Consider the following 21,912-nt stretch of genomic DNA (forward strand, 5'->3'; position numbering starts at 1 on the left):
CTTTCATGACCGCTCTCAACGACCTCAACGCCCTGCAAGCCAGCATCGCCGAAGCGGTGCTCGGTCAGGACCAGGTGATCCGGCAAATCCTTGTGGGCCTGCTGGCCAACGGTCACCTGCTGCTTGAAAGCCTGCCCGGCCTGGCCAAGACCCGCACGGTAAAAGCATTGGCCAAACACCTGGACGCGAAGATGAGCCGCATCCAGTTCACCCCGGATTTGCTGCCGTCGGACATTACCGGCGCCGAGGTACTGCATCAGGTCGAAGGCAAGAACGAAATCCGCTTCCAGCCCGGCCCGCTGTTCGGCAACCTGATCCTGGCCGACGAAATCAACCGTGCGCCGGCCAAGGTCCAGGCGGCGTTGCTCGAAGCCATGGAAGAACGCCAGATCACCGTGGCCGGCAACAGCCATGCCCTGCCGGAACTGTTCATCGTGGTGGCGACCCAGAACCCGATCGAACAGGAAGGCACGTACCCGCTGCCGGAAGCGCAGATGGACCGCTTCCTGATGAAAGTGCTGCTGGACTACCCGAGCGCGGAAAACGAAAGCCAGGTGCTGCGCCTGCTGCGCGAAGAAGAACAGGCACTCGGCGCCAAAACGGCTGCGGTGCAGGGTTTTGCCCTGGCCCAGGACGTGATCTTTGCCGCGCGCCGGGAAGTCAGTGCGGTGCACGTGTCCCCGGCCATCGACCGCTACCTGATCGACCTGATCAACGCCACGCGCCATCCGGCCGACTACGACGCCGATCTCGGGCGCTGGATCAGCATCGGCGCCAGCCCTCGCGGCGGTATCGGCCTGGACCGGTGTGCCCGGGCCGACGCCTGGTTGCAGGGCCAGGATTTCGTGTCTCCGGACAACGTCCGCGCCGTGGTGCACCCGGTGCTGCGCCATCGGCTGCAACTGAGCTACGACGCGGTGGCCGATGGCGTGAGCGCCGACCAGGTGCTCGACCGTCTGCTCGATAAAGTGGCGATTCCGGCCTGATGACCATGAACAGCGTCGACGGCCTGGTGTATGTCTCTCTGGCGCAGTTGATGGCCCTGGAGTTCAAGGCCCGTGACCTGAGTTTTGTCGCTCGCCAACCTCAAGGCAGCATCCTCGCGGGCAATCACGCTTCACGCTTGCGTGGCCGCGGCCTGAACTTCGATGAGCTGCGCCGTTATCAGCCGGGGGACGATTTGCGTCATCTCGACTGGCGCGCCTCCCTGCGCACCGGCAAACCGGTGGTACGCACATTCACCGAAGAGCGCGACCGCCCGGCGCTGATCCTCGTCGACCAGCGCATGTCGATGTTCTTTGGTTCGCAACGCAGCTTCAAATCCGCGGTCGCCGCCGAACTCGGCGCCCTGGCGGCATGGATGGTGTTCAACGCGGGCGACCGCGTCGGTGGGCTGGTATTCAACGATCAACGCATCGACAGCATCGCCCCACTGCGCAGCCGCAAACGCGTCGAGGCGCTGTGCAGTCGCATTGCCCAACAAAACCAGGCACTCAATGCGGGCAACCCGGATGCCGAGGGCGCAGACCAGCTCGACAAGGTCCTGCAGCATTGCCTGGCCGTGGCCGGTCACGACCACCTGATCTGCATCGTCAGTGATTTTGCCGGGGCCGGCGAACGCACCTTGCAGCTCATGCGGCAACTGGCGGCCCATAACGATGTGATCGCCATGCAGGTCTATGACCCGCTGGCGCTGAACCTGCCGAAAAACGGCCGCGTGCTGATCACCCAGGGGCAATTGCAGGTGGAATTGGCGGTGGATCGGCAACAGGTGCATCAGCCCTTGGGGGATTTTCTCAGCGGTCGGCTCAAGGACGTCGCGACCTTGCTGCGCCGCAGCCAGGTGCCGTTGATGATGTTCAGCACCGCCACCGAAGCCCACGAACAACTGCGCGCCGAACTGGGCAAGCTCGCCGGGAGACGCCGATGAACCCCGCTATCCCGAGTATCGACCAACTCAAGGAAATGGCCCTGCCGGCTCCGGTCAGCTATGCGCCGCAGACCTGGGGTTGGTGGGCATTGCTGACATTGTTGGTGCTCAGCCTGTTGCTGGTCTGTGCCCGACGTTACTGGCAATGGCGGCGCGATCGCTATCGGCGCGAGGCGCTGGCACGGCTGGCGGAGTTGCAGCAGCGCAGCGATGACCTGAATGCAATGCGCGAACTTCCGGAACTGCTCAAACGCGTAGCCCTTTCCATGCCGTCCTCTAACTGGAATGCATTCCCTGTGGGAGCGGGCTTGCCCGCGAAGGCGTCCTGTCAGTCGACATCAATTTTGAATGTCATGGCCTCATCGCGAGCAAGCCCGCTCCCACAGGGTCCTGCGGCGTTAGGAAACAAGGATTGGCAGGCATTCCTGCAGCGGCACATTTCACAACCCTTGCCCGCCGACTTCAGCCAACAACTGTCGCTGCTGGCCTACGCGCCTGACGCAACCTTGCGCGCCATGCCCAACGAGCAGCGCCAACTGTTGTTCAACACCTGCAAAACCTGGGTGGAGCGTCATCATGTGGCAGCTTGATTACCCCTGGTTGCTGATCCTGCTGCCATTGCCATGGTTGGGTTATCGCTACCTGCCTGACTATCGCGAGGCGCGCAGTGCCGTGCGCGTACCGTTTTTCGGCGCCATGAGCCGTGCTGTCGGCCAGGCACCCAGCCAGGCCGGTACCCGCAGCAACGGCTGGCAGCTGCTGCTGAACCTGCTGGTCTGGACACTGTTGCTGGTGGCGGCGAGCCGGCCGGTGTGGGTGGAAAAGCCCATCGAACGCCAGCAGCCGGTGCGTGACCTGATGCTGGCCATCGACATATCCCAGTCGATGGAAACCACCGACTTCACCGACGCCAACGGCCAGAAAATCAACCGCCTGGCCGCGGTCAAGGACGTGGTGCACGGGTTCATCGACAAGCGCAAGGACGATCGAATCGGACTGATCGTGTTCGGCACCGGCGCCTATCCGCAGGCACCCCTGACCCTCGATCACGCCAGCCTGTCACTGCTGCTGGACGACACCGGCATCGGCATGGCCGGCCCCAACACCGCCATCGGCGACGCCATCGGCCTGAGCCTGAAACTGCTGGAGCAGGCCCACGAACAGGAAAAAGTGCTGATCCTGCTCACCGACGGCAACGACACCAGCAGCGCCATCACCCCGGATCACGCGGCCGCCATGGCTGCCGCCAAAGGGGTGGTGATTCACACCATCGGCATCGGCGACCCGAACGCCGAAGGCGAAGCCAAGGTCAACCTGCAAGGTTTGCAGGACATTGCCCTGGCCACCGGCGGACGCTTCTTCCGCGCCGAAGACCGCAATGCCCTGGATCAGGTCTACAGCACCCTCGACAAGCTCACCCCGCATCAGGTGAAAACCCTCAGCCATCAGCCCAAACGCGATCTGTTCTGGTGGCCACTGGGCGCGACCCTCGCGCTGCTGGCGATATATCACCTGGGCGCCCTGCTGCTTCCACGGCTGATGCTCGCCCGTCAACGGCAGGAGACCTGAGATGGACATCAACCTCGGCGACTTCCATTTCCTGCGCCCCGGGTGGCTGTTGCTCGCCGTGTTCGGCGCACTGCTGCCAGTGCTGTGGCGACATAGCCAGGATTTGCAACGGCGCTGGCGCAGCAACATCGCGGCGCACCTGCTGCCGCATCTGCTCATCACCCCGCAAGACCGGCACCGCCTGCGCCCGGTGCATCTGCTGTGTGCGCTGTTGGTACTGGGCGCCCTCGCCGCCGCCGGGCCGACCTGGGAACAGGATCGCCCGGACTTTCTGGAAAACCGCGCGCCGCTGATCATCGCCGTCGACCTGTCGCCGTCCATGGACGCCAGCGACGTTCCACCCAGTCGCCTGGAAGCGGTCAAGCACAAGCTCCACGACCTGATCCAGCGCCGCGCCGGTTCGCGCAACGCCTTGATTGCCTATGCCGGCAGTGCGCATCTGGTGTTGCCTGCCACCGATGACCCGGCCCTGCTCGACACCTTCATTCAGGCCCTGAGCACCGACCTGATCGACAAACCGGGGAAAGATTTCGCTGCGGTCATCGATCAGGCCAAGCGCCTGCTGGCCGCCGAGAAAACACCAGGCACTCTGCTGCTGATCACCGATGGCGCCGACACCTCGGCACTGGCCGGCCTGGACAAACGACTGGCGGACAGTGCCTTGCAAGTGCTGATTCTGGCAGCCGGCAGCACCGACGGCGGGATCATCCGCGATGCCAGCGGCCAGCCGCGCATCGACAGCAATGGTCGCCCGCAACTCGGCAGTTTCGACCCGGATGCCCTCAAGCAGCTTGCCTCAACGCTGGATGCCCCGCTGGGCAGCCTGACCCTCAACGATGACGATCTGGACTGGATCGAACTGCACGCCGAGCAGCACTACCAGTCAGCCAGCGACCAACAGCGTGAATTGCACTGGAAAGACGCCGGTTACTGGTTGTGCTGGCCGCTGTTGCTGTTCGCCTTCTTCAGCGTACGCAAGGGCTGGAGCGTGAACTGGATGGCGGGACTGCTGCTGGCGGTGGGCCTGGGCCTGCCACCGGCGCCGGCACAGGCCAATGCGCTGACCGATGCCTTTTTCACCCGCGACCAGCAAGGCCGCTGGGCCTTCGAACACCAGCACTATCCTCAGGCCGCGGCGCTGTTCGTCGATCCGTACTGGAAAGGGCTGGCCGCCTACAACGCGGCCGATTTCGACCTGGCACTGGCCAGCTTCGTGCGGCTCGATACACCCCAGGCGTATTTCTACCTGGGTAATATCTACGTGCGCCGGTTCAAGTTCGATCAGGCCATCGCTGCCTATAACCAGGCGCTGACGTTGCAACCGCAGTTCCCGGAAGCCACGGCCAACCTGGCCCTGGCCATCGCCTTGCAGAAAGACACCGAAAGCGCAGAGAAAAACACGCCGGAGGTCAAACCCGACGAAATCAAAATGGACAAGGCGCCGGGTAAAGGCCAAAGCAAAAAGATGGAAACCCAACAAGCGGCTTCGGATGAGCAGTGGCTGCAGAACCTGACCACGTCGCCGGCGAAGTTTCTCAAGCAGAAGTTCAGTCTGCAGGATCAGGCGGAGGCCAAGCCATGAGCTGCCTTCAAGACCGAGTCGCTGCCTTCGTCGGATCGCCGCCCGGAGACAAGCCCGCTCCCACACTGGATTTGTGTGCGCCACCGGTCCCCTGTGGGAGCGGGCTTGCCCGCGAAAGGGCCAGATCGCACACCACAAAACTCGGCACCTTGCTCCTTTGCCTGATCAGCACCGGCACCCTCGCCGCCGAACCCCAGCTGCGGGTCAACGCCACCCTGCAACCCGCCGACCCCGTCATGGTCGGCAGCCTGGTCGAACTGCAACTCGATGTCTTCACCGACACCTGGTTCACCAGCGCCCCCACCCTGCCCGGCCTGAAGTTGCCCGGCGCACTGGTGATGCCACCGGACGGCCATGCCGAGCACATCAATCAGACCTTCGACGGCCAATCTTTCAGCGGCATGCGCTACAGCTACCTGATTACGCCGAACCTGGCCCAGGGCTTCGACATTCCGGCACTGACGGTACAAGCCACACCGGGCCAGGCCAGCCACGCACTCAGCGCCCAAAGTCAGCCATTGCACTTCAACGCCGCACAGCCGCCGGGACTCCAGCCCGGGGAGGCGGTGCTGGTGGCGCAGGGGCTGCGCTTCACCCAGAAGACCATCAATTCAGCGACACCGTTGAAGGTCGGCGACAGCATCACCCGGGAACTTACGCTACAGGCCGACGGTGCCCTGGCCATGTCACTACCGAAACCGACTATGGACGCCATCAAGGGCCTGAGCCGTTACCCGAAAGCCCCACAAATCCGCAATCTGGATGACGGTCGCGGCCACTTCAATGGAGGCCAGCGCATCGACAGCGTGACGTATCGAATCGACACCGAAGGCCACTACAGCCTGCCAGCCATCGAACTGAAATGGTGGGATGCCAGCATCCGGCAAACCCGCACGGCCACTGTGCCTGGCGTGACCTTCGACGCCGCGGCCAACGGCGCCTACAAGCCGGTGTTTTCAATCACCGAAGACCTGAAAAAACTCGGCCAGCACAATCGTTTGCACCTTTCCGGACACTGGTTCGGACTATTGGCACTGGCACTGGCGTTGGCGGTGGTGGCCCTGGCTTGGTTCAGTCGCCCGCTCGTACGCCGCGCGCACCTCAAGTGGCAAGCGAGCCGCCGCGCCCGACACGCCGCCTGGCTCGAGTCCGCCGATTACGCGTGGCAGCAGATTCCGGCACAACTGGAGAGCAAGCCGGCGCAATTGAGCGCCCTGTACCTGTGGACCCGACGCAGCCGCCGGGGCCTGAAATTGACCGGTCTCGGCCCGCGCCTGCAAAGCTTCCTGCGAGCCTGTTACGGCCGCGAACCGGACAAAGAGCAGGCCCTGCGCCAAATCAGGGAATCCTTGTCTACGCTGCATAGTCAGGCCGAGTGCAACAGAGAATCAGTCTCTTCTGCTCTTCATCCGCTCAACCCCGTTCAAGAGAAGGGTTTCCCATGACGAATTCGATATCGTTACGCCATCCTCGCGTATTCAGCTTCCTGCTGACCCTGGCCTTGAGCCTGCCGCTGCTGGTCCAGGCAGCCGAACCGCTGCCCTCGTGGAACGATGGACCGTCGAAAAAACAGATCATCGAGTTCGTGCAGGCGGTGACCGATCAAAACAGCAAGGACTTCGTCAAACCCGAAGACCGCATTGCCGTGTTCGATAACGACGGCACCTTGTGGAGCGAGCAGCCGATGTACTTCGAAATGCTGTTCGCCCTCGAAGAAGTCAAGCGCACCGCGGCGCAGCACCCGGAATGGAAAACCACCCAGCCGTTCCAGGCCGTGCTGGAAAACGATCACAAGGCACTGGCCGCCAGCGGCATGGAAGGCATGATGAAGATCTTCGGGGCGACCCACACCGGCATGACCAGCGAAGCGTTCGATGACTACGCCAAGACCTGGCTGAGTCAGGCCAGGCATCCGAAAACCGGTAAGCCGTACACCGAAATGATCTTCCAGCCGATGCTGGAGATGCTCGACTACCTGCGCGGTAACGCCTTCAAGACCTACATCGTCTCCGGTGGCGATACCGGGTTCATGCGCGCCTTTGCCGAGAAGGTCTATGGTGTTCCACCGGAACAAGTCATCGGCACCACCTTCGTCACCGCGTTCCAGAACAAGGACGGCAAGGCGTCGATCTTGCGCACACCGAAACTGGCCCACAACGACGATGGCCCGGGCAAACCGGAAAGCATCAATGCCGTCATCGGCAAACGACCGATCCTAGCGTTCGGCAACTCCGACGGTGACCTGCAAATGCTCCAGTGGACCGCCGCCGGTCCCGGCAAACGATTCATGGGGCTGGTGCATCACACCGACGCCAAACGCGAATGGGCCTATGACCGACAGTCGCAGATCGGTCGCCTGGACAAGGCCCTGGACGAAGCGAACAAACGTGGCTGGACAGTCGTCGACATGGCGGCCGAATGGCGCCGGATCTATCCGTACGACGCCGCCACACCTGAGCAAGTGCAATAAAAAAGCGTTACGCAGGACCGCAATAAACGTTTGTCGCACTCAGCGACGTAGTGAAAAGGAGCCAGTCAGATGACTCGCATAGGTAAGTGGCTACCGAAACTCGCCCTGGTGGCAACCTCGGTGATGGCGATTTCGGCAACAGCCGGAGCCGCTGATAAACCCAACATTCTGGTGATCTTCGGCGACGATATCGGCCAGACCAACATCAGCGCCTATTCCATGGGCGTGGTTGGCTACAAGACGCCGAACATCGACCGCATTGCCAAAGAAGGTATGATGTTCACCGACTATTACGCGGAGAACAGCTGCACCGCCGGTCGGTCTTCGTTCATCACTGGTCAGACGCCTTTGCGTACCGGTCTGTCGAAAGTCGGCATCCCGGGCGCACCGGTGGGCCTGCAAAAGCGTGACATCACTATCGCCCAGGCGCTCAAGTCCCAGGGCTACGCCACCGGTCAGTTCGGCAAGAACCACCTGGGCGACAAGGATGAGTACCTGCCGACCAACCACGGTTTCGACGAGTTCTTCGGCAACCTGTACCACCTCAACGCCGAAGAAGAACCTGAGCGCCCGTACTGGCCAAAAGACGATGCCGAGTTCGTCAAGGCCAACACCCCACGTGGCGTGATCCACAGCTTCGCCGATGGCAAGATCGAAGACACCGGCGCGCTGACCACCAAGCGCATGGAAACCATCGACGATGAAACCACCGCTGCGGCGCAGGCGTTCATCGAGAAGCAGGCCAAGGCGGACAAACCGTTCTTCGTCTGGATGAACACCACGCGCATGCACGTGTTCACCCACGTACGCGATTCGATGAAGGGCCAGAGCGGCATGCCCGGCAACGAATATGCGGACGGCATGCTCGAGCATGACGGCGACGTCGGCAAACTGCTGAAAACCCTCGATGATCTGAAAATCGCCGACAACACCATCGTCGTCTACACCACCGACAACGGCCCGAACCAGTTCTCCTGGCCGGACGCGGCGACCACGCCGTTCCGTAACGAGAAGAACTCCAACTGGGAAGGCGCCTACCGCGTGCCGGCCATTGTGCGTTGGCCGGGCAAGATCAAGGCCGGTGAAGTCTCCAACGAAATGTTCTCGGGCATGGACTGGTTCCCGACCCTGCTGGCCGCCGCTGGCGATGCCGACGTGAAGGAAAAGCTGCTCAAGGGTTGGGCACCGACCTCGGGCGGCAACAACTTCAAAGTGCACCTGGACGGTTTCAACCAACTGCCCTACCTGACCGGCCAACAACCTAAAGGCGAGCGCAAGGAGTTCTACTACTTCAACGATGACGGCGTGTTGGTGTCGATGCGTTTCGATAACTGGAAAGTGGTGTTCTGCGAACAACGCGCGCCTGGTGGCTTTAAAGTCTGGAGCGAACCGTTCGTGTGCCTGCGCGTACCGAAAATCCTCAACCTGAGGATGGACCCCTATGAGCGCGCTGACGTGGTTTCCGATCAGTATTACGATTGGCAGACCAAAAACGTCTACCTGGCCGCTCAAGCCGTACAAAAATCGGCCGGGTTCCTGCAGACGTTCATCGAATACCCGCCAAGCCAGAAACCGGCCAGCTTCAGCATTGACCAGATCCGTGCTGCGGTAGATGCCAAGATCGCTGAAAAAATGAAAGCTGCACAGTAAGACCGCCGCTCGCCCTCACCGGCGAGCGGACTTTTTTCCGGAATGCGAACACATTCCAACTGTAGGAGCTGGCTTGCCAGCGATGGCGATGGCTCAGGCAACTTCTTTGGTGGCTGGAAGTCAGCCATCGCTGGCAAGCCAGCTCCTACAGGGCTTGGTTCTAATTCGAAATTCGCACAAGGCAACAGATCCATGACCTCACGTGTCGCCAGCAAGTCGTCGGCCATACCTGCCCCGCAAGTCGCCTCCCCGGCGCTGTTGATCCCTGCCCTGCTGCTGTTTGTCTCCGGCGCCGCGGCGCTGGTGTATCAGGTGCTGTGGATCAAGCAGCTGTCGTTGGTCGTGGGCGTCGAGGTCTACGCCATCACCACCGGGATCAGCGCATTCTTTGCCGGGCTGGCCTTGGGCGGCTTGCTGTTCGGCCGCTGGGCGGACCGGATGCAGCAACCGGTTGTGCTCTACGCCGTGCTGGAAGTGCTGGTGGCGCTGCTGGGTGTCGCTGCGACCTTCGCCATGAGCCTGGCGGCCGGCCCGTTTGCCTGGCTTGAAGCACAGGTGGGCTTGCTGGCCTGGGTGCTGCCGTTCGCGCTGGTAGGCATTCCCGCGCTGTTGATGGGCGGCACCCTGCCGGTGCTGGTTCGCTCCCTGGCCACTGACCCACAACACCTGGGCAAGGCCGGTGGGCAACTGTATGCGGCGAACACCGCCGGGGCCATCGCCGGCACCCTGCTCGCCGCGTTCGTGCTGATTGCCACCCTCGGCGTGCGCGGCAGTGCGCTGGCCGCCGCCATGCTCAACTTGCTGGCCGCCACAGGGGCCCTGTGGTTTCAGCGCCGGCGCGTGGCCCCCGTCGATGCGGCGGCGAAACAACACGTTCAAAAAGCCCCCGACCGCCTGGCCCTGTGGCTGTACTCCATTGCCGGTGGCGTAGCGCTGGGCTACGAAGTGGTGTGGTCGCAATCGATCGTGCAGTTCATGAGCACCCGTACCTACGCCTTTGCCGTGGTGCTGGCAACCTACCTCACCGGGTTGTTCCTGGGCAGCATGCTGCTGGCCCGTCGGGTCGATCGCCTGCGCGATCCCTGGGGGGTGTTCGGTTTGCTGATTGCCGCAGCAGGAGCAATTGCCCTGCTGGAAGTGGCATTGCTCGGACGCTGGCTGGTGTTCGCCCAGACCCTGGCCGAATCCTGGGTATTGTCATGGGGCGGCAGTGAACTGGCGGGCATGAGCACGCGGTTTGCGGTGGCTGCCTTGAGCATTGTATTTGTACCGACCCTGTTGCTGGGTGCGGCGTTCCCGTTGGCCCTGCGCTTGAGCGTCGGCGGCGCACAGGTGGGGCGCAACGTCGGCGAAGTCGTCGCGTTCAATACCCTTGGCGGGATCATCGGCGTGATGCTCTGCGGCTTTGTCCTGATCCCGATGCTGGGTCTGGTACGGACCCTGGGCCTGCTGGCCCTGATCGCCGCCGGTATCGCGTACCTCGCCGTGCGCAAGGGCCATGGCGTGAAGAAAGGCCGGCGTCAGGCGGTGATTGCCATTGGCCTGGTGTCCCTGGCACTGGCCGTGTTCACGCCGGTCAACAAGCTCGCCAGCCTGCTGCCGGGCGCGCGCAATGGCACGCTGACGTTCTACGAAGAAGGCCGTGGCGGGACCGTCGCCGTGGTCACCCAGGGCAAGGGCGAACGGGCGTTCCAGCGCTTGTACATCCAGGGTGTGTCCAATACCGGCGACGCCATGCCGTCGTTGCGCTACATGCGGATTCAGGCGCTGCTGCCCTTGTTGATCCACAACGGTGAACCGCGTTCTGCGCTGGTGATCGGGTTCGGCACCGGCATCACCGCCGGCGCCCTGACCCGCTACCCCGGCCTGGAACATCGCGTGGTCGCCGAACTGCTGCCGTCGGTGGTCAAGGCGGCCCCCTTGTTCAAGGGCAATTTCAATGCCGCGGCCGATCCGGGTGTCGACGTGCGCTTGCGTGACGGTCGCCAGGAACTGTTGCGCAATCCGCAGCGCTACGACCTGATCACCCTTGAACCGCCACCGCCCTCCGCTGCCGGCGTGGTCAACCTGTACTCCCGGGACTTCTACCAACTGGCCGCCAGCCGTTTGCAGAAACAGGGCCTGGTCGCCCAATGGCTGCCGCTGCCGACGCAGAACATCGACGACTCGCGCTCATTGGTGCGCAGCTTCCTCGACGTGTTCCCCTACGCGACCCTTTGGACCAGCGAGTTCCACGAGATGCTGCTGGTGGGCTCGATGGAGCCGATTGAACTGGATGCCGCAAAGATCAACGCACGCTTCCAGCAGGACAGCGTTCGCAGCACCTTGCAGGATGTCGGCATCGGCTCGGCCGCGGCTTTGCTCGCTACCTGGGTGACTGACCGTGCGGGGCTGGAACGCTTCGCTGGTCAAGCGCAACCGGTGACGGACGATCAGCCGCGCATCGAATACGCGCCGTGGGTGCGGGCCAGGGAGATCACCCGAGTGCTGCCCGCCCTGCTCGGCCTGCATCAGCCACCTGCACTGCTGAACGCCGATGCCGGGTTCATCGAGCGCATGAACACCCAGCAACAACGCCTGATGCAGTTCTACCGGGCCAGCCTGCATGCCTATGAGGGTGACCGTGAGGGCTGGGCCAGGGCTATGCGCGAGGTGATGCGCGGGGATGCCGGGAATCCGTATTACCGGTGGTTTGTCGGGGAGTGATGCAGCGCCTTGGCGGCCGCCTTCGCGGGCAAGCCCGCTCCCACAGGGGACTTGTGGCGCTCACAGATCCAGTGTGGGAGCGGGCTTGGTCCGGGCGGCGTTCCGACGAAGGGGCCATCAGCTTCACAACATCCGTTATTTGACAGACGCCGACCATCCGGCAAAGCTGCATCAAGCTTCAACGCGCGCCTGACGGCAATCGCACCTGGACCATGGAAGTCGTAATGCCCAAATATAAAAACAAAGCTGCACAGCCAAACCCTGATTCGCAACCGACCCTGATCAACCGATATCTGTTCCCCGTCACCATCGGCATCCTGTTGCTGACTGTGGCGGGTATTGGCTGGTTTTTGCTGAGCAGTACACCGACGCCGCCCAAGCCGGTCACCGTCAGCCCCCCTGCTGTTCAACCGGCCAAACCGCAACCCGTCGCCATCGCGCCAGCAAAAATGGTCGACGAGCAGCAATGCCAAGGTTGCCACGGCGAGCAGGTCAAGGACTGGCAAGGCTCCCACCACCAGTTGGCGATGCAGCAAGCCAACGCCGACACGATGCTCGGCGACTTCAACAATGTAACCTTCAAGGCCGAAAAGGAGACCACGGTGTTCTCGCGCAAAGGCGACGAATTCTGGGTCAACACGCCGGGCATCGATGGCAGGAATACCGATTTCAAGGTGGCCTATGCCTTTGGCATCGCCCCCTTGCAGCAGTACCTGATCGAAGTCGGCGAAGGCCGGTTGCAGGCCCTTGGCATTGCCTGGGATACCGAAAAGCACCGCTGGTTTCACCTCTACCCGGGCCAGGGGGTGAACTTCAAGAACCCGCTGCACTGGAGCAAGCCGAGCCAGAACGCCAACTTCATGTGCGTCGAATGCCATACCACGGGCTTCAAGCGCAATTTCGATGCGGCAAAAAACACCTTCGACAGCCACTGGAACAGCCTGGGTGTCGGCTGTCAGGCCTGTCATGGCCCGGCGTCCAATCACCTGGAATGGACGGCGAAGAAGACCGACCTGATCCATGCCGGCTTTGCCGTCGACCTCAAGGACAAGAACGCCACCGTCGAACTCGAAACCTGCGCCCGCTGCCACTCTCGCCGCGCGCCTCTGGATGACGGCTACACGGTCGGCAAGCGGCTGATGGACGACTACCTGCCAAGCGTCCTGACCCGCGAGCTGTACGCGCTGGACGGCAAGATCAAGGACGAAGTGTTCGAACACGGCTCCTTTGTCCAAAGCAAGATGTTCGACAAGGGCGTGCGCTGCAGCAACTGCCACAACCCGCACAGCACGCAATTGAAAGCGCCAGGCAACGGTGTCTGCCTGCAATGCCACAACACAGCCGGCAAAACCACCGTGGAAGGTGTCGATGGCAAAGGCCTGCAAGCGAAAAACTACGACTCCATCGAACACACCCGCCACACCATGGGCCAACCAGGTTCGCAGTGCGTGGATTGCCACATGCCCGGCAAGTTCTACATGGGCAATGACTTGCGGCATGACCACAGCTTCAGCATCCCCAACCCTGAGCGGGCAAAGAAACTCGGTACGCCTGATGCCTGCCTGACTTGCCACCAGGGCAAGGCCGGCGACAAGGTCACCGAGCAGTTCAAGCTGTGGAACACGGCCAACGCCAGCGCGGTGCAAGCCCCTCGCTACGACGAAAGCCTGTGGCTGATTCGCAACGGTCAGCCCGGTGCCGCACAGGCCTTGATCGAGCAACTGCAACGCAGCAACCTGCCGGCAATCCAGCGCGCGACGCTGCTTGGCGAATTGGCGCAGTATCCGAGCGAGCAAGCGTTGAAACTGGCCACCAGGGACCTGAACAACCCGGCGCCACAAGTCCGTGAGAGCGCCATCCGCGCACTCAGCGCCTTCCTGCCGCCAGCGGAACGTGCGCCACTGCTGACACCCTTGCTGAGTGACCCTGTGAGAGCCGTGCGCATCGCCGCCGCCCGTGATCTGCTCAGTGTCGCGGCCAACGGCCTCGGCACGGCGCAGGACAGCTGGAATGCCGCCATCGCCGAATACGAGGCGGTGCAGAAAAACCTGCTCGAACGCGCCGAAGCGAACCTCAACCTGGCGATGCTGTATCAGGCCAGCGGTCGCAACGCAGAAGTCGAAGGATTCCTGCGCACGGCCCTGCAGCGCGATCCGGATTTCTTCCCGGCGCTGGTCACCCTGGTGCAGTGGCTGGAGGCCAACGGTCGCAGCCAGGAAGGTCATGCCCTGCTGGCGCAAAGCCTCAAGGACCATCCTGACTCGGGCCTGCTGCAATACACCCAGGGCCTGGCGCTGATTCGTGCCGGCCAGGCCGCTCAAGCCATGCCGTACCTGCGCCAGGCCGCGAAACTGGAACCGCAGAGCGGGCAATTCGGCTACGTACTGGCAGTGGCCCTGCATGACAGCGGCAAGATTGACGAAGCCTGCGCCGAACTGGAACGGCTGTTGAAAGAGCAACCGGCCAACCGCAATGCCCGCTTGTCGCTGATCCAGTATTACCTGGCCAACGGCCAGGAGCCCAAGGCCCAGGTACTGTTGCAGGGCTGGAAGAAAATGAACATGGGGGACCCGGCGTTGAAGTGACGGAATACTCCTGTAGGAGCGAGCTTGCTCGCGATGGCGTTACAGACGACGCGTTTATCCAGAATGTTCGCGTTTTCGTTAACGTCCATCGCGAGCAAGCTCGCTCCTACAGGGGAGGTATTGGCTCTATCACCACCGCATATTCAGCGGATTTGTCTTCACGCATTTGTAGGAGCGAGCTTGCTCGCGATGGTGTTACAGGCGACGCGTTTATCCAGAATGTTCGCGTTTTCGTTGACGTCCATCGCGAGCAGGCTCGCTCCTACACGGCGCCTGAACAACGGCCGCGGCTCAATCACTGAACGCCCGTACAACACGCTCATCCCCGCCAATCCCTTCAATGCATCTTCCGCGGATTTGTCTTCACGCACGGCAAAGCTGTCGAAACCGCATTGGCGCATGTGGCTCAGTTGATCGCGCAAGACATCGCCGATGGCGCGCAACTCGCCGGCCCAGCCCAATCGCGTGCGCAGCAGATACGCCTGGCTGTACCCGCGGCCATCGCGAAAGCTCGGAAAATCCAGGGCGATCAAGGGTAGTTGGGCAAACCATGGCTGCAGGCTTTCCACTTCATCGTCCGGCCCCAGCCACACGCCGTTTTGCGACGGGTCTTCCCGCCAGCGGCTCAGCGGCAGAATCGCGGCCCCCATGGGCAGCGGTGCTTGTGGGTCGCGCACGAGCTGCCACGGATCATCCGCGACAATCCGCGCCACGCCCTCTTCCAGCCGCAACAGATTGTTCATGCCGACACCTGCGGCACTTTCCCGTAGACCGCCTCCTTGAACGGCTCCAGCCCGATCCGCTGGAAGGCGTCGACGAACAGTTCTTCGCTCTCGCGATAGCGCACGAAGGTGTCGACGATGCGCTCGATCACCCCGGGTACTTGCGCGGCACTGAAGGACGGGCCCATGACCTTGCCTAGCGCACTGTTCTTGCCCTGGGCGCCACCCAGGGTGATCTGGTACCACTCGGCGCCGTTCTTATCGACGCCCAGAATGCCGATGTTGCCGATGTGGTGATGACCGCAGGCATTCATGCAGCCGGAGATATTGAGGCTGATGTCGCCCAGGTCGTGCAGGTAGTCGAGGTCTTCGAAGCGTGCGGCAATGGCCTTGGCGATGGGGATCGACTTGGCGTTGGCCAGCGCGCAGAAGTCGCCACCGGGGCAGGCGATGATGTCGGTGAGCAATCCGGCGTTGGCGCTGCCCAGATTGTGTCCGCAGGCCAGGCGCCACAGGGTGAACAGATCGGCCTTGGACACGTCCGGAAGGACGATATTCTGCTCATGGGCAATGCGGATTTCACCGAAGCCCAAGCGTTCGGACCACTCGGCCACCGCCTCCATCTGTTCGGCAGTGACATCGCCCGGTGGCGCAGCGGCGCCCGGCTTGGTCGACAACACCACGCTGGCATAGCCCGATACTTTGTGCGGCTGCACGTTACGCTGCACCCAACGAGCGAACGTCGGGTTTTCGGCCAGGTGCGTGCCGAAATCGAGATGGGTGTCGGACAGATGACGATAAGGCGGTGCGACGAACGCACTGGCCACACGCTCGAACTCGTCGAGGGTCAGTTGCGCCGGGCCGTCCTTGAGGTACAGCCACTCTTGCTCCACTTCCCGGGCGAAGGCCTCGATGCCCAGGGCCTTGACCAGAATCTTGATTCGCGCCTTGTACTTGTTGTCCCGCCGGCCATGGCGGTTATACACCCGCAGCACCGCCTCTACGTAAGACAGCAGGTGCTGCCACGGCAAGCCTTCGCGGATCTGCAAGCCGAGGATCGGCGTGCGCCCCAGGCCGCCGCCGACCATGACTCGCAGGAGCATGTGCCCGTCGGACCCCGGGTAAAGATATAGGCCGATGTCATGCATCATGATCGCCGCGCGGTCCTGCTCGGCCGAGCAGATGGCGATCTTGAACTTGCGCGGCAGGAACAGGAACTCCGGGTTGATGGTCGACCACTGCCGCAGAATTTCCGCCAACGGTCGCGGGTCGATCATTTCGTCGGCCGCCACCCCGGCAAAGGCTTCGGTGGTGATGTTGCGCACGCAGTTGCCGGAGGTCTGGATCGCATGCATTTCCACCTCGGCCAGGCGTTCGAGGATGTCCGGCACCTGGGCCAGTTCGATCCAGTTGAACTGCATGTTCTGCCGGGTGGTGAAATGGCCGTAGCCGCGATCGTAATCCCGGGCGATGCTCGCCAACGTACGCATCTGCCGGGCGCTCAGCGTGCCGTAGGGAATCGCCACCCGCAGCATGTAGGCGTACTTTTGCAGGTACAGGCCGTTCTGCAGGCGCAATGGCAGGAACTCTTCTTCGCTCAGCTCACCGGCCATGAAGCGCTCGACCTGATCGCGAAACTGCGTAACCCGTTCGAACACCAGTGCCCGGTCGTAATCATCGTACTGATACATATCGCAACCTCATCAGGATTCACCGCATTCCCCTGTGTAGGAGCTGCCGAAGGCTGCGATCTTTTCAAGAGCAAAAGATCGCAGCCTTCGGCAGCTCCTACAGGTCGGTGGGTGCAGTTGTTGTGTGAGGTCGACTATGGACTTGCGGCCCAGCGCATTACAGATTCACCTGACTGCATAAAAACCGTATCAGAGCGCGGCAGATGGCCGCAGGCAGCACTTAAATCTGATCCGCCTAAATGAAATATTCCTGAGCCTGTTTTGTTTCCATCGGGGTTTCTACAGTGCACGGCATTGCAACCGTGGAAGCATTGAGCATGAGCACAACTACTATCAGTCAGGCCTATAACTACAAGGTCGTGCGCCAGTTCGTGGTAGCGACCGTCTTCTGGGGCGTCGTGGGGATGGCGATGGGCGTGTGGATCGCCTCGCAACTGGTGTGGCCGCAGATGAATCTTGACCTGCCGTGGACCACCTTCGGCCGCTTGCGCCCGTTGCACACCAGCCTGGTGATTTTCGGTTTCGCCGGCAGCGCGCAATTTGCCGCCAGTTACTACGCGGTACAGCGCACCTGTCAGGTGCGGCTGTTTTCCGACAAGCTTGCCGCATTTACCTTCTGGGGCTGGCAATCGGTGATCGTGGTGATGCTGATCACCCTGCCGCTGGGCTACACCACCACCAAGGAATACGCTGAGATCGAATTTACCGGCGCGGTGTGGATGACCGTGGTCTGGGTTGCATACGCCGTGGTGTTCTTCACTACCCTGGTGCAACGCAAGACCAGGCATATCTACGTCGGCAACTGGTTCTTTGGTGCGTTCATTGTGGTCATCGCCATGCTGCACGTGGTCAATCACTTGTCGATTCCGGTGGACTGGTTCAAGTCCTACCCGGTGTATTCCGGGGCTACCGATGCCATGGTCCAGTGGTGGTACGGCCACAACGCCGTGGGCTTTTTCCTGACCACCGGTTTCCTGGGGATGATGTACTACTTCGTGCCCAAACAGGTGGGCCGGCCGGTGTATTCCTATCGCCTGTCGATCGTGCACTTCTGGGCGCTGATTACCCTGTACATCTGGGCCGGCCCTCACCACTTGCACTACACCGCGCTGCCGGACTGGGCGCAGTCGCTGGGCATGGCCATGTCGCTGATCCTGCTGGCGCCGAGCTGGGGCGGGATGATCAACGGGATGATGACGCTCTCGGGCGCCTGGCATAAGCTGCGCACCGACCCGATCCTGCGCTTTCTCGTGCTATCCCTGGCGTTCTACGGCATGTCGACCTTCGAAGGGCCGATGATGGCGATCAAGACGGTCAACGCCCTCTCCCACTACACCGACTGGACCATCGGCCACGTGCACGCCGGGGCGCTCGGCTGGGTGGCGATGATCACCTTCGGCGCGACCTATCACATGGTGCCGAAAGTATTCGGACGCGATCGGATGCACAGCACGCCGCTGATCAACCTGCACTTCTGGCTGGCGACCATCGGCACCGTGCTGTACATCGCCTCGATGTGGGTCAACGGCATCACCCAGGGCCTGATGTGGCGCGCGATCAACGATGACGGCACGCTGACCTACTCCTTCGTCGAAGGCTTGCAGGCCAGCCATCCGGGATTCGTCGTGCGCTTTGCCGGCGGGGTGTTCTTCCTCAGCGGCATGCTGCTCATGGCCTACAACGTGTGGCGCACGGTGCGGGTAGCGGACGTGGCGATGGCCGAACGCGAGGCGCAGTTGGCCTGATGATTGAAGTCATGTTGAACATGGCGGGGGTGGCATTTTTGTGGTTCGCCATCGAGTATTGCCTGCGCCACCAGACCGCCGAGAGCCTGGACGACGCGAGCCTGATCCCGTTTGCCGACGACCCTGAGGTGGCTCGCCGGGTAGAGGCGGCTACCGGGAAGAGCATCAATGCAGTGGCGCCCGAAGAGGCGAAGCCAGGCTGGGGAAACACCGATTTCTGATGCACCGCCGCTCCCACATGAGATTTTTCTTGTTCACAAAACCGGCATCCCCTCAGCCACGATCCCGGGGGATCAAAACCTGTAGCTGCTGCGCCAGGAAGTTCGCATCGAACTCAAACGTGTCCGGGTCTTTCAAACCATTGGTCTTGCGCCACTGCCAGCCGGTGGATGGCGGCAGGCACACCAGTGACACGCTGCCATAACGTGCTGCCGTAAAGCCCATCACCGCGACGGAAATCTGCCCGCCGACACCCATCACCTCCGGCACGAATTCCACCGGTTTACCCGCGATCAGGATGCTCAGCTTTTCAGTCTTGAATGGAGAGGTTTCCACCGGAACACTGGGCCCCGACGCGACATACACTTCGCGGTTCACTTCGAGCAGGTCAGGCGTCTTGACCGGTTCGAGCCACTGCTGGATCTCATCGAACAGCGCACCAATGCGCTTCGCCCACTCGGCCGACTGCGACTCGAACACTTGTTTTTTGTGCGCTTCGCTTTCGGCGTAGTGGCGAAGCATTTCGCCCAGTTGCTGTACATCGTCCATAGCGGTGTTCCCTGAATAGACCGGTGTTGCGGACCTGGAGCATGGCAGATGCCCGCACGCTGCGTACGACTAAAACCTGACGACAGTTTGCACCGTTGCGTAAACGCGGGCACTGCAGGTGCGCACTTTACCTGACAAACGGAGTACGGCATGCGCCCTGGACGAGTGACTCAGCCGCCCCTGGGCGTGCGACGCAGGCGCGCCATGCTCAAGGTGTCCACCAGGACGCCGTCGCGAACGGCATAATCCCGAAACAGGCCCTCGGTTTCGAAGCCGAACTTGCGGTACAGGGCAATGGCCGCTTCATTATCGGCATACACCGAAAGCTCGACGCGCTGCAGGTTCATCCAGTTGTCGGCGATATCCAGCGCCGTCGCGAGCAACTTGGAACCCACGCCCTTGCCCTGCCACTCGACTGCAACGCCCATGCCGAAACTGCCGGCATGGCTGCGACGAATGCGCGAGAACTGCTCCAGGCCAATGTTGCCGATGACCGTGCCTTGATGCAGGGCCACTACCTTCACCACGCGCTCGTTATCCGGCGCCAGGCGACTGCGCCAGAGCTCGGTGGACTGAAACGGCATTTGCAGGGTCTGCCGGGCGATGGCGGGATCGTTGTACAGCGCCGTAATACCTTCGATATGGGATTCGTTGAAGCGCTCGAACGTGATAACGGGTTCGGTGGTCGGCATGGGTGAATCATCCTTGAAGCAGACATGGCCGTTCACTCTATAACGCTTTCTTCACGTGTGGCGAGAATCGGTGTGGGGGCGGCGGTGCGGCGATCCGACTTGCTCGCGAAGGCGTCATCACATTCAACATTGAAGGTGACTGGCCAACCGCCTTCGCGAGCAAGCCCGCTCCCACAGTTTTGTTGGTTGCTCGGGGATTTTGCGGATAGCCACGAACCCTGTGGGAGCGGGCTTGCCCGCGATGGCGGTGACGAGTGGCATGGTGAAGACAGTTGCTCCCACACTTTGATCGCACTCACCTTTCGAACCACTCCCGACGCTCGCTGAAGGTGTTCTCGATCAACTCGACCACCGTCCGTACCTGTGCTTCACCCTGTGATTCGGCATTGACCGCCATCCACACCTGACGCCGCATCGGCCGCTCGAACAGGCCCGGCAAGCCCACCAGACCACGGTCGAAGTGGCTCATGTAGTGCGGCAGCAGACCGACGCAGGCGCTGCAACGGATCATCTCCAGCATCAGTTCGTAGGATTGCAACTGCACAGCTCCCGCCAGGCGTTGGTCCACCAGTGCATTCCATGGCCGGAAGCTTTCAACCTGGCAGTCCTGCTGCCATTGCACCAGGAGGAAATCGGCCAGTTCCTCCAGGCACTCCGGCCTGGAAGCCACCCGTGAGTAACGCTTGGCAATGTGCGGCAGGTACTCCAGTTGTGCCAGAGACCGGGGTTCGGTGGTGGCAAAGCTCGGCCCCGGCAAGGGTGATCCGGTTTCACCCAGCCACACCACCACGTCGGCGCTGACCGCTTGCAGGGACAGTTCGCTGTCGAGGGTCTTGATGTCCAGGCGCACGCTGGCATTGCGCCGCAGCAACGCCACCAGGTCACGCCCGAGAATGTCATGCAGAATCGAATCGGCCACGGCCAGCCGAATCAACGGCTGTTCGATCACCGGCAAATCGCGCTCATGGGCCAGGGCGATCAATTGTGCGTGCAGGCGCAAGCCATCGCGGCTGAGGCTCAAACCATTGTCTGACGGGTTGAACAGCGAGCAGCGCAGCTGTGTCTCCAGCAGCGCCAATTGCCTGCGCAAGCGGGTGGCCTTGATGTTCAGGCTGCGGGCGGCCTGCATGAAGCAACCGCAACGGGCACTGACGGTGAAGCACAGCGCCAGTTCGGGGTCGATACCCGCGGCCAGCTGGCGCCAGGACGGATTTTTATCAATGGCTACACGATACTCGGCAGCCCCCCGGTGGGCGCTGGTTTCCATGACTGACATCGAGGACTCCCTGTCGACATGACACTGATAGCTCCATCCTGCGGATCATTGATGAACCTGCTGTGACAATGACTCAGGCACTGGGTGTCTGGCGAAAGCTCACGGCCAGGCGATTCCAGCTGTTGATGGTGGTGACGGCGATGGTCAGGTCGACCATTTCGCTTTCACTGAACTGCTCCCTGGCCAGCGCGTAAACATCGTCCGGGACGTGGCTTTGCGAGAGCAAGGTGACGGCTTCGGTCCAGGCCAGCGCGGCTCTTTCCCGCGGATTGAAAAAGTTGCTGTCGCGCCAGACCACGATGGAATACAGGCGGCGGTCGCTTTCGCCGAGGCGCCTTGCATCCACCGAGTGCATGTCGGTGCAGAAGGCACAGCCGTTAAGTTGCGAGGCGCGAATCTTGACCAGGTGCAGCAGGCCCTGCTCGATGCTCAGGCTGCTGGTCAGGGCCTCCATGGCGATCATGGCCTTCATCGCTTTGGGGGACGCGCTGTAGTAATCCAGGCGGGGCTTCATGACGTTCTCGTG

General features: G+C 62.0%; 17 protein-coding genes and 1 pseudogene. 12 read left to right on the forward strand and 6 right to left on the reverse strand.

The annotated features are described in order from the left end of the window. Positions 1-5: 5 nt before the first annotated feature. The 10 genes from KW841_RS05270 (at position 6) to KW841_RS05315 (ending at position 14,492) form a co-directional block, all read left to right on the forward strand. Positions 6-986, forward strand: coding sequence for a MoxR family ATPase (locus tag KW841_RS05270; RefSeq protein WP_102673574.1), 981 nt, complete (start codon positions 6-8; stop codon positions 984-986). Next, the gene (locus tag KW841_RS05275; RefSeq protein ID WP_371319491.1) at positions 986-1,930 is read left to right on the forward strand and encodes a DUF58 domain-containing protein; all 945 of its coding nucleotides are present in this window, start codon (positions 986-988) and stop codon (positions 1,928-1,930) included. The genes KW841_RS05270 and KW841_RS05275 overlap by 1 nt, the downstream gene beginning before the upstream one ends. Next, positions 1,927-2,520 carry a DUF4381 domain-containing protein gene (locus tag KW841_RS05280; protein ID WP_218474204.1) on the forward strand — a complete coding sequence of 198 codons (594 nt, stop codon included), beginning with the start codon at positions 1,927-1,929 and terminating at the stop codon, positions 2,518-2,520. Before KW841_RS05275 ends, KW841_RS05280 begins: the two co-directional genes overlap by 4 nt. Further along, entirely contained in the window at positions 2,507-3,499 is a 993-nt protein-coding gene (locus KW841_RS05285; RefSeq protein WP_218474206.1) for a VWA domain-containing protein, read from the forward strand. The genes KW841_RS05280 and KW841_RS05285 overlap by 14 nt, the downstream gene beginning before the upstream one ends. 1 nt (position 3,500) lies before the next feature. Further along, positions 3,501-5,081: a VWA domain-containing protein gene (locus KW841_RS05290; protein WP_218474208.1), complete on the forward strand. Its 1,581-nt coding sequence runs from the start codon at positions 3,501-3,503 to the stop codon at positions 5,079-5,081. After that, the gene (locus KW841_RS05295) at positions 5,078-6,526 is read left to right on the forward strand and encodes a BatD family protein (RefSeq protein WP_218474211.1); all 1,449 of its coding nucleotides are present in this window, start codon (positions 5,078-5,080) and stop codon (positions 6,524-6,526) included. Before KW841_RS05290 ends, KW841_RS05295 begins: the two co-directional genes overlap by 4 nt. Beyond that, positions 6,523-7,551 carry an HAD family phosphatase gene (locus KW841_RS05300; protein ID WP_218474213.1) on the forward strand — a complete coding sequence of 343 codons (1,029 nt, stop codon included), beginning with the start codon at positions 6,523-6,525 and terminating at the stop codon, positions 7,549-7,551. Before KW841_RS05295 ends, KW841_RS05300 begins: the two co-directional genes overlap by 4 nt. Positions 7,552-7,620: 69 nt before the next feature. After that, positions 7,621-9,201 carry an arylsulfatase gene (locus tag KW841_RS05305; protein WP_104448322.1) on the forward strand — a complete coding sequence of 527 codons (1,581 nt, stop codon included), beginning with the start codon at positions 7,621-7,623 and terminating at the stop codon, positions 9,199-9,201. A gap of 192 nt (positions 9,202-9,393) precedes the next feature. Continuing rightward, positions 9,394-11,907, forward strand: coding sequence for a fused MFS/spermidine synthase (locus tag KW841_RS05310; RefSeq protein WP_218474215.1), 2,514 nt, complete (start codon positions 9,394-9,396; stop codon positions 11,905-11,907). Positions 11,908-12,131: 224 nt separating this feature from the next. Further along, positions 12,132-14,492 carry a tetratricopeptide repeat protein gene (locus KW841_RS05315; RefSeq protein WP_218474217.1) on the forward strand — a complete coding sequence of 787 codons (2,361 nt, stop codon included), beginning with the start codon at positions 12,132-12,134 and terminating at the stop codon, positions 14,490-14,492. Positions 14,493-14,758: 266 nt separating this feature from the next. On the opposite strand, the pseudogene KW841_RS05320 reads toward KW841_RS05315, so the two are convergent. Then, positions 14,759-15,235 (reverse strand): annotated as a pseudogene (locus KW841_RS05320) (DUF934 domain-containing protein); the annotation flags it as partial. Continuing rightward, a complete protein-coding gene (locus KW841_RS05325) occupies positions 15,232-16,905 on the reverse strand; it encodes a nitrite/sulfite reductase (protein ID WP_218474219.1) in 1,674 nt (557 codons plus the stop codon). The pseudogene KW841_RS05320 and the gene KW841_RS05325, both read right to left, overlap by 4 nt. Positions 16,906-17,222: 317 nt before the next feature. Here KW841_RS05325 and ccoN point away from each other — a divergent pair, with 317 nt between their 5' ends. Further along, positions 17,223-18,650 carry a cytochrome-c oxidase, cbb3-type subunit I gene (ccoN, locus tag KW841_RS05330; RefSeq protein ID WP_218474221.1) on the forward strand — a complete coding sequence of 476 codons (1,428 nt, stop codon included), beginning with the start codon at positions 17,223-17,225 and terminating at the stop codon, positions 18,648-18,650. Next, on the forward strand, positions 18,650-18,871 hold the full coding sequence (locus KW841_RS05335; RefSeq protein ID WP_218474223.1) for a cbb3-type cytochrome c oxidase subunit 3: 222 nt from the start codon (positions 18,650-18,652) through the stop codon (positions 18,869-18,871). Before ccoN ends, KW841_RS05335 begins: the two co-directional genes overlap by 1 nt. Before the next feature lie 52 nt (positions 18,872-18,923). Here KW841_RS05335 and KW841_RS05340 read toward each other — a convergent pair whose 3' ends face one another. The 4 genes from KW841_RS05340 to KW841_RS05355 all read right to left on the reverse strand — a co-directional run bounded on the left by KW841_RS05340 (position 18,924) and on the right by KW841_RS05355 (position 21,900). Beyond that, positions 18,924-19,418, reverse strand: coding sequence for a hypothetical protein (locus tag KW841_RS05340; protein ID WP_218474226.1), 495 nt, complete (start codon positions 19,416-19,418; stop codon positions 18,924-18,926). A 170-nt stretch (positions 19,419-19,588) separates the two neighbouring features. Further along, positions 19,589-20,110: a GNAT family N-acetyltransferase gene (locus KW841_RS05345; RefSeq protein ID WP_218474228.1), complete on the reverse strand. Its 522-nt coding sequence runs from the start codon at positions 20,108-20,110 to the stop codon at positions 19,589-19,591. A gap of 295 nt (positions 20,111-20,405) precedes the next feature. Continuing rightward, positions 20,406-21,386, reverse strand: coding sequence for a LysR family transcriptional regulator (locus KW841_RS05350; RefSeq protein WP_218474230.1), 981 nt, complete (start codon positions 21,384-21,386; stop codon positions 20,406-20,408). Between the two features lie 73 nt (positions 21,387-21,459). Beyond that, complete coding sequence (locus KW841_RS05355) at positions 21,460-21,900, reverse strand: carboxymuconolactone decarboxylase family protein (RefSeq protein ID WP_007979909.1); 441 nt, start codon at positions 21,898-21,900, stop codon at positions 21,460-21,462. Positions 21,901-21,912: the final 12 nt, after the last annotated feature.

Origin of the sequence: Pseudomonas sp. PDM28, from assembly GCF_019219115.1 — a bacterium.
In the GTDB taxonomy this organism is placed as follows: domain Bacteria; phylum Pseudomonadota; class Gammaproteobacteria; order Pseudomonadales; family Pseudomonadaceae; genus Aquipseudomonas; species Aquipseudomonas laurylsulfatiphila.

What these genes read in the sequence shown, in the direction of transcription:
- KW841_RS05270 (WP_102673574.1), top strand. Translation starts at nt 6, where the DNA reads ATGACCGCTCTCAACGACCTCAACGCCCTGCAAGCCAGCATCGCCGAA.
- KW841_RS05275 (WP_371319491.1), top strand. Translation starts at nt 986, where the DNA reads ATGACCATGAACAGCGTCGACGGCCTGGTGTATGTCTCTCTGGCGCAG.
- KW841_RS05280 (WP_218474204.1), top strand. Translation starts at nt 1,927, where the DNA reads ATGAACCCCGCTATCCCGAGTATCGACCAACTCAAGGAAATGGCCCTG.
- KW841_RS05285 (WP_218474206.1), top strand. Translation starts at nt 2,507, where the DNA reads ATGTGGCAGCTTGATTACCCCTGGTTGCTGATCCTGCTGCCATTGCCA.
- KW841_RS05290 (WP_218474208.1), top strand. Translation starts at nt 3,501, where the DNA reads ATGGACATCAACCTCGGCGACTTCCATTTCCTGCGCCCCGGGTGGCTG.
- KW841_RS05295 (WP_218474211.1), top strand. Translation starts at nt 5,078, where the DNA reads ATGAGCTGCCTTCAAGACCGAGTCGCTGCCTTCGTCGGATCGCCGCCC.
- KW841_RS05300 (WP_218474213.1), top strand. Translation starts at nt 6,523, where the DNA reads ATGACGAATTCGATATCGTTACGCCATCCTCGCGTATTCAGCTTCCTG.
- KW841_RS05305 (WP_104448322.1), top strand. Translation starts at nt 7,621, where the DNA reads ATGACTCGCATAGGTAAGTGGCTACCGAAACTCGCCCTGGTGGCAACC.
- KW841_RS05310 (WP_218474215.1), top strand. Translation starts at nt 9,394, where the DNA reads ATGACCTCACGTGTCGCCAGCAAGTCGTCGGCCATACCTGCCCCGCAA.
- KW841_RS05315 (WP_218474217.1), top strand. Translation starts at nt 12,132, where the DNA reads ATGCCCAAATATAAAAACAAAGCTGCACAGCCAAACCCTGATTCGCAA.
- KW841_RS05325 (WP_218474219.1), bottom strand. Translation starts at nt 16,905, where the DNA reads ATGTATCAGTACGATGATTACGACCGGGCACTGGTGTTCGAACGGGTT.
- ccoN (WP_218474221.1), top strand. Translation starts at nt 17,223, where the DNA reads ATGAGCACAACTACTATCAGTCAGGCCTATAACTACAAGGTCGTGCGC.
- KW841_RS05335 (WP_218474223.1), top strand. Translation starts at nt 18,650, where the DNA reads ATGATTGAAGTCATGTTGAACATGGCGGGGGTGGCATTTTTGTGGTTC.
- KW841_RS05340 (WP_218474226.1), bottom strand. Translation starts at nt 19,418, where the DNA reads ATGGACGATGTACAGCAACTGGGCGAAATGCTTCGCCACTACGCCGAA.
- KW841_RS05345 (WP_218474228.1), bottom strand. Translation starts at nt 20,110, where the DNA reads ATGCCGACCACCGAACCCGTTATCACGTTCGAGCGCTTCAACGAATCC.
- KW841_RS05350 (WP_218474230.1), bottom strand. Translation starts at nt 21,386, where the DNA reads ATGTCAGTCATGGAAACCAGCGCCCACCGGGGGGCTGCCGAGTATCGT.
- KW841_RS05355 (WP_007979909.1), bottom strand. Translation starts at nt 21,900, where the DNA reads ATGAAGCCCCGCCTGGATTACTACAGCGCGTCCCCCAAAGCGATGAAG.